Annotated in this window: 6 protein-coding genes and 1 rRNA gene; 4 read left to right on the forward strand and 3 right to left on the reverse strand. The window is 70.2% G+C overall.

Annotated elements, in window-relative coordinates:
• The first annotated feature begins 505 nt into the window (after nt 1-505).
• Complete coding sequence (locus ADY59_RS53105; RefSeq protein ID WP_231619210.1) at nt 506-1015, forward strand: hypothetical protein; 510 nt, start codon at nt 506-508, stop codon at nt 1013-1015.
• 671 nt (nt 1016-1686) lie between these two features.
• On the opposite strand, the gene ADY59_RS47905 is transcribed toward ADY59_RS53105, so the two are convergent.
• Complete coding sequence (locus tag ADY59_RS47905; RefSeq protein WP_053175799.1) at nt 1687-2079, reverse strand: single-stranded DNA-binding protein; 393 nt, start codon at nt 2077-2079, stop codon at nt 1687-1689.
• A 110-nt stretch (nt 2080-2189) separates the two neighbouring features.
• On the opposite strand from ADY59_RS47905, the gene ADY59_RS45820 reads away from it, so the two are divergent.
• Entirely contained in the window at nt 2190-3116 is a 927-nt protein-coding gene (locus ADY59_RS45820; protein ID WP_049577190.1) for an MBL fold metallo-hydrolase, read from the forward strand.
• A gap of 38 nt (nt 3117-3154) precedes the next feature.
• Here ADY59_RS45820 and ADY59_RS49410 read toward each other — a convergent pair whose 3' ends face one another.
• Entirely contained in the window at nt 3155-4321 is a 1167-nt protein-coding gene (locus tag ADY59_RS49410) for a hypothetical protein (protein ID WP_231619211.1), read from the reverse strand.
• On the opposite strand from ADY59_RS49410, the gene ADY59_RS53110 reads away from it, so the two are divergent.
• Nucleotides 4259-5731 (forward strand): hypothetical protein, encoded by a 1473-nt coding sequence (locus ADY59_RS53110; protein ID WP_231619212.1) that lies wholly within the window; start codon nt 4259-4261, stop codon nt 5729-5731. The two genes, ADY59_RS49410 and ADY59_RS53110, sit on opposite strands and share 63 nt — an antisense overlap.
• Before the next feature lie 402 nt (nt 5732-6133).
• Nucleotides 6134-6934 (forward strand): SAM-dependent methyltransferase, encoded by an 801-nt coding sequence (locus ADY59_RS45830; RefSeq protein WP_231619213.1) that lies wholly within the window; start codon nt 6134-6136, stop codon nt 6932-6934.
• Nucleotides 6935-7039: 105 nt separating this feature from the next.
• Here the strand turns inward: ADY59_RS45830 and rrf are convergent.
• Nucleotides 7040-7143: ribosomal RNA gene (gene rrf / locus ADY59_RS45835) — 5S ribosomal RNA — on the reverse strand; the annotation flags it as partial.

Consider the following 7143-nt stretch of genomic DNA (forward strand, 5'->3'; position numbering starts at 1 on the left):
GACCACAGCCACGCCCGCCACCGACAGTCCCCCCGATCCAACGGCTGACCCGAAGAGGGGGCCGGACACGCGCCCGATGGGCGGCCCCGACAGGGAACCCCTCGGTGGCGCGGACGGAAATCCGCGCGGTGGCGCGGACGAGGCCCCGCTCGGTGGTGGTCCGGCCAGGACTCCGCTCAGCGATGACCCGGAGAAGGGACCGCATGCCGATCCGGCCAGGAAGCCGCTCGGCGGTGCGCTCGGCGGTGGTCCGGAGGGCAAGCCGCTCGGCGGTGGTCCGAAGGGGAATCCGCCCGGTGGTCCGGCCAGGACCCCGCTCAGCGGTGATCCGGAGAAGGGACCGCTCGGTGGTCTGGAGAGGGGACCGCTCGGCGGTGGTCCGGAGGGTGAGCCTGAGGCGGGGGCAGGAGGCGACAACATGCCCCGCGGGAGTCAGCGGGCAGGAGTGGGGCCGTGGGACTTCGGCCTCGCCCTGCTCGTTGACTCAAGCGCGTACCCGCCTGACTTGAAGGCCATCCACCGCGTCATCCCGGGGCTGCCTCTGGCGGAGGCCGCCGCACGCGCCAAGGGTTCGTGGCGCGTGCACGACCAGGAGGATCTCGCCGAGGGCTTGGCCGCCCTCGATGCCGCCGAGAACCCGGCCTTCCTGCTGGCCGGGGCCGACGGTGTCCACCTGCTCACCCATCCTGATCCCGTACAGCTCGCGCTCGCCATGCCCGCTGACCGCTCGGACCGCTGGAACTCCCTGAACACCTCCATCCTCACGCAATTCGTCCTGCCCAAGGTGTGGGGCCTGCAGGACGACGAGGAGACCGTACGCATCGTGCACCACGACCCGCACGCCGCCCTGCGCCTGGCCGTCAGAACCGGCGGCACCGCCGTACTGCTCAAGCCGCTGGCCGTCGACGACGTGCTCGTGGTCGCGGCCAGCGGCGAACGAGTGCCCCGCAAATCCACTTCCTTCGGCCCCAAACCACGTACCGGCCTCGTCCTGCGAACCTTCGCCATCGACTGACCCACCACAGCAACCAACCACGGATGCCGCCACACCGCACCGCACCGCCAGCGCCCGGCCCATACGGCCCCAACGCATGTCCAGCGCAGCCTCGGGCTGACCAGGTGACCACCTAGCCATTTGGCCACCTAGCCATTTGGCAACCTGGTCACCTGGTCGCCTGGCCATTCGGCCATCTGCCATTTGGCGACCTTGCTCCGCCCGACGTCTGGGCCGACTAAGGCAGCACGCCTCGGGCCTACGCCGAACCCCCGGGCCGCCGAAAGTCCCGACCCCAGCAAAGGCGCGAGCCTTCGGAGCCCCACCCGGCCTTCAAAGGGCCGGACCTCCAAACACCCGGTGCTCCGGAGCCCGGCCCCTCCGAAGGCCGGGTGCTCGAAGGCCGACCTTCGGAGGCCGGTGCTTCGGAGGCCGGGTGCTTCGGAGGCCGGGTGCTTCGAGACCCAGGCTTGGCGGAAGGCTCGAACTGGCGAAGCTTGGGCCCCGATGAAAGTCTGGGACTGATACAGGGCCGACGCCCAATGGGGGCTCGGTTAGCGCAGGACGTGGTCGGTGCCCATGGCGGCGACGTGCTCCACCTGCGGAGGGCAGCACGCAGCGTCAGGCATGCATCGCATGCCCTGGCAACCCGCCCACTGCCATGCGGCGGCCTCCGCTCCCTCGGGAAGGCGTCAGCCGACCTCCGCGAGGAGGGCGATGGGGCGCGGCGCCGTAGGTTGGGGTGGCTCGGGAGGCTCCTGGGGAAGGGGGGCGGCTTCGATGGCCCTGGCTGAGGAGACCTCCACCTCGTAGCTCCAGACTTTCGCCTGCGCCGGGCCGAAGATACGGCAGCGGAACGCGCCGGTGAGCTCCAGGGGGTCGCGCGGATTGAGGCCCCGGACGAGCTCGGCCACCTCGGCGTCGAAGGTGACGCACGGGATGCTGTCGGTCATCGTGCCGTTGCGCCGGTGTCTGCGTCGGCGCACCAGCAGGCGCCACTTCGTCATGGTGTCGCCGCTGGGCAGTTCGCGGTCTTCGACGCCCGCCGACAGCCGGCCCACCAGCAAGACCTCGTTCCGGTCCACAGTCGTCCTCCCATTGGTGTTCGGGTGAGGATCACTCTCTACGATGAGGACGAGGCCGGTACGGCTGGAATGCCGTTCTGGGGATAGCGGACACGGCTCGGGAGTTGCCTGTGGACAACATCACCGCCCTCGGCGGCGACGTGTATGAGATCGACACGAAGATGGCCGGCTACTCCGGCATCACCGCCGGCTATCTGATCCTGGGCGATCGCCCATGCCTGGTGGAGACCGGGACGTCGACCTCGGCGCCGGTGGTGCGGGACGCGCTGGCCTCGCTCGGCGTCGGTCCCGGCGACCTCGCGACGGTCGTGGTCACGCACATCCACCTCGACCATGCGGGCGGCGTGGGGGATATCGCGAAGTTCTTCCCGTCCGCCCAGGTGGTCGTGCATGAGAAGGGGGCCCGGCATCTGGCGGAGCCGTCCCGGTTGATGGCCAGCGCCCGGATGGTGTGGGGAGATCGCCTCGACACACTGTTCGGCGAATTGTCCCCCACCGAGGCCGAACGCATCGTGGCGCTGGGCGATACCGGAGCCATCGACCTCGGCAACGGCAGGACGCTGAGCAGCCACTACTCCCCCGGCCACGCCAAGCACCATGTTGGCCTGATTGATTCGTACACCGGTGACCTGTACGTCGGGGATGCGGCCGGTGTCTACCTGCCCCAGACCGGCGACCTGCGCCCGGCGACACCGCCGCCGGACTTCGACCTGCAGACGGCACTCGACTCGATCGCGCTGTTCGAGGCGCTCGGCCCGCAGCGGCTGCTGTTCAGCCACTACGGACCCGTGGACGCGGTGCGGGAAACGCTCGAAAGGTCGGCGGAAGAACTGCGCATCTGGGTAGATCTCACCCGCCAGGCGCATGCGGAGGGCATGGACCTCGACCATGCCGTCGCCATGGTCCGCGACCGGACCAAGGAGCGCTACACGGCGCTCGCCGCCGACGACGAGACGGCCGAGCAGTTCGAGCTCCTCAGCGGCGCCCCGTCGAACGTCGCGGGCATCCTCCACTGGCTCGACCGCGTCTCACCGTGACCTTCGTGCGGGTACGGGACCCGTACCCGCACAAGGTGTTATTCGTCGCGCTTGGCGCCTTCGTCGCGCCCGTCGAGGTCATCACCGAAGTCCGGCTCGATGAAGGCAGGGCTGATACCGGTCACAGTGGCCGAATCGCCCGACTTCACCGGCTCAGAACCGGCCGTTCCCTCCGTGTCCTCGGACGCCGTGTCCTCGGACGCCGTGTCCTCGGACGCCGTGTCCTGGGGCTCCGCGTCGCGCTCGGCGACTTGGGGCTCCGACGGCTCGGCAACCTGCGGCTCGGCATCCTGGGGCTCCGGCTGAGTGCCGGTGTCTGCGGAATCCGCCTCGGACGTCGCCCCGTCAGCATCGGCCGATTCTTCCGCGTCGCCGTCCGATTCCCCATCGGCTACGACAGAGCCGGCATCCCGTGTCTCGGCCGGGGCATCGTCCGCATCGGCCGACGCCTCTTGGAGGTCCTCGAGTTCGGCGTCCACCGTGTCCTGCGGCGGGCTCGCGAGCAGGTCGCCCGCCTCGGCGAGGGCCTCGGCGTCGTCCGGCTCGTCGTCCTCCACGGACACGGGTGACGCCGCGCCGGCGTCGTCGAAGTCGTCCTCGTAGTCGAATTCTTCCTCGACGTCCTCGATGACCGCGCCGGTCAGTTCGGCGTACCGCTCGGCGGCGTCCGTCTCACCGTCCTCGTCGAAGGCCATCGCCCGGCCGAACCAGTCCGTGGCCGCCTCCTGGTGCCCGGCCTCGGCCAGCGCGTCGGCGTACGCGAACGCCAGCCGCGCCGACCAGGGCCGCGGCTGCGGGTCGCGCAGCTCGGGCAGGCGCTGAAGCGTGATGACCGCGGCGTCGTGCTGACCGAGATCACGTCGGGCACCGGACTCCACGATGCTCAGCTCGATCCGCTCTGCCCTGTCGAGGCGTTCGGCCTCGGGCGAACGCACCAGGTCGAGCGCCCGCTCCGGCCGCCCCATCCCGCGCTCGCAGTCGGCCATGACCGGCAGGTACGCGTCCGAACCGGTCATCCTCCTGGCAGCACGCAGATCGCTCAGCGCCTCGGAGAAGTGCCCGGCGCGGTAGGCGACGATCCCCGCCGCCTCCCGTACGACACCGATGCGGGCCGCGAAACGGCGAGCCACCTTGGTGTGTTCGTGAGCCTTATCGGGGTCGTCCGCTTCCAGTGCCCGCTCGGCGGCGACGAGGTGCCTGCCCACGAGCTCGGCCAGGTCGCCCGGCAGGGAGCGCAGCTCCTCGCGAACTTCCTTCTCGAGCTCGTCGGCGGTGATGTCGGGCTCGACCTCGGGCAGCCTCTCGCGCTGCGGGGCGTCGCCCTCGTCCTCGGGCCGGCCGAACCGCGCCCGCGTCCCACCCGGCCGCTCGTCACGCGAGAACGGCCTCGACCGGTCATCCCGGTATCCACCCTCGCGATAGCCGCCGCCGGTGCGGGGACCTCGATCGTCCCTGTCCCGGTACGGGCGGCGCTCGCCACCGTCACGCGGCCCACGATAACCACCCTCGGAACGCGGCCCACGATCATCACGGAAACCGCCCTCACGACGAGGCCCACGGTCGTCCCGGTCCCGGAACGGCCTGCGCTCGCCACTGTCGCTGCGCGGCCCACGATCATCACGGTACGGCCGACGCTCGCCACTGTCGCTGCGAGGTCCACGGTCGTCGCGGTCCCGATACGGCCTGCGCTCACCGCTGTCGCTACGCGGGCCCCGGTCGTCACGATCCCGGGACGGGCGGCGCTCGCCACCATCACGCGGCCCACGATCATCACGGAACCCGCCCTCACGACGAGGTCCCCGATCGTCACGGAAACCACCCTCGCGGCGCGGCCCACGGTCGTCCCGGTCCCGGAACGGCCTGCGCTCACCGCTGTCAGTGCGAGGTCCACGGTCGTCGCGGTCCCGGAACGGACGACGCTCGCCGCTGTCGCTACGCGGGCCCCGGTCGTCACGATCCCGGAACGGACGACGCTCACCGCCGTCACGCGGCCCACGATAACCACCCTCGGAACGCGGCCCACGATCATCACGGAACCCGCCCTCACGACGAGGCCCACGGTCATCACGGTCGCGGAACGGCCTGCGCTCGCCACTATCGCTACGCGGCCCGCGGTCGTCACGATCCCGGAACGGACGACGCTCACCGCTGTCGCTACGCGGGCCCCGGTCGTCACGATCCCGGAACGGACGACGCTCACCGCCGTCACGCGGCCCACGATAACCACCCTCGGAACGCGGCCCACGATCATCACGGAAACCACCCTCGCGGCGCGGCCCACGGTCGTCCCGGTCCCGGAACGGCCTGCGCTCGCCACTATCGCTACGCGGTCCCCGGTCGTCGCGGTACGGCCGACGCTCGCCGCTGTCGCTGCGCGGCCCCCGGTCGTCGCGATCCCGATACGGGCGGCGCTCGCCACTGTCGCTACGCGGTCCCCGGTCGTCACGATCCCGGAACGGACGGCGCTCGCCACCGTCACGCGATCCACGATAACCACCCTCGGAACGCGGCCCACGATCATCACGGAACCCGCCCTCACGACGGGGTCCGCGGTCGTCGCCCTCGCGGAACGGGCGGCGGGGGCCGCGATCGTCCCGCGACCCGCGGTCGCCTGAATTGCGGTCCTGGTAGGGCCGCCGGTCATCCCCGCGCGTCCCGCTACCGCCCTCGTCACGGCGGCCGCCGCGGTCATCCCGCCCATGCGACCGCGATTTATCGGCATCGGCGCGGAACGGACGGTCGCTCCGGGAGTCACGCTCGCGGGAGCCCTGCCCGCCGCTCCTGTCGCCTTCGTATGAGCGCCTCTCCCCGTAGTCGCCGCGCTCGCGCTGTCCGCCGTCCGATCCGCTATCACTGTTCACTTCTGGTCCATTTCGTTGGCTCACTCAGCGGACCTTTGCTCTCTGTACGGCGGTCCGCCGTGGCTGGTCGCCGCCTGTCCAAGGCCTTACGCGACGAAGGCCACCCGTGGTGGGGTGGCTCGGTACCCACAAGCCTAGCAAGCCACACCGTGTCCCTTGGCCGACACATATTCGATCGCGCGCGAACAGGCCCTTGGGCAGACTCTTCACATGTCACTGCGCTTTCACGAGATCGCCGAATCCCGTCACCACATACTGAACCCCCTGGCCGAGTCCAAACTCCGTCTGCTCGGCGAAATCTGCCGCATGACCCCCGGTATGCGCCAGCTGGACCTCGCGTGCGGCAAGGGCGAGCTACTGGCCAGCTGGTCCGTCGCGTACGGCCTGCACGGCGTGGGCGTGGACATCAGCAAGGTCTTCCTGGATGCTGCGAGAGCCCGCGCCGACGAGTTGGCCGTGTCCGACCGGATCCGCTTCGTCGAGGCCGACGCGGGGACCTACGAGGACGAGTCCGACGCGTACGACATTGTGTCCTGCCTGGGCGCCACCTGGATCGGCGGCGGCCTGGCCGGCACCCTCGACCTCATGCGCCGCCCGCTCCGCCCCGGCGGCCTCGCTCTGGTGGGCGAGTGCTACTGGATCACCCCACCGCCGCCGCAGGCGTACGACTCCCTGCAGGTTCCGGAGGGCAGCTTCGGTTCACTCGCAGACACGGAGGAAAGGTTCGACGCCGCTGGCTTCGAGCTGCTGGAAATGGTTCTCGCCAACCAGGACGATTGGGACCGGTACGTGGCCAGTCAATGGTGGACGCTGAGCGACTGGCTCCGCGCCAACCCTTCAGACCCGGATCACGCCGCCGTGCGCGACTTCCTGACCCGCGCCAGGCGATCCCATCTGGAGTACGGCCGGCAGTATCTGGGCTGGGGCGTGTTCGTACTCCGGCAGAAGGAAGCCTGACGGAAAGCCCGCTCACAACGCGAATAGGGCCCCTGGTGAACCCAGAGGCCCTATAACGCGAAGAAGGCCCCGACACCAGGTGTCGGGGCCCTCTCACGAAAGATTGTCCGGCGGTGACCTACTCTCCCACACCCTCCCGAGTGCAGTACCATCGGCGCTGAGAAGCTTAACTTCCGGGTTCGGAATGTAACCGGGTGTTTCCTTCCCGC

Source organism: Nonomuraea sp. SBT364 (assembly GCF_001083785.1).
Classification (GTDB): Bacteria; Actinomycetota; Actinomycetes; order Streptosporangiales; family Streptosporangiaceae; genus Nonomuraea.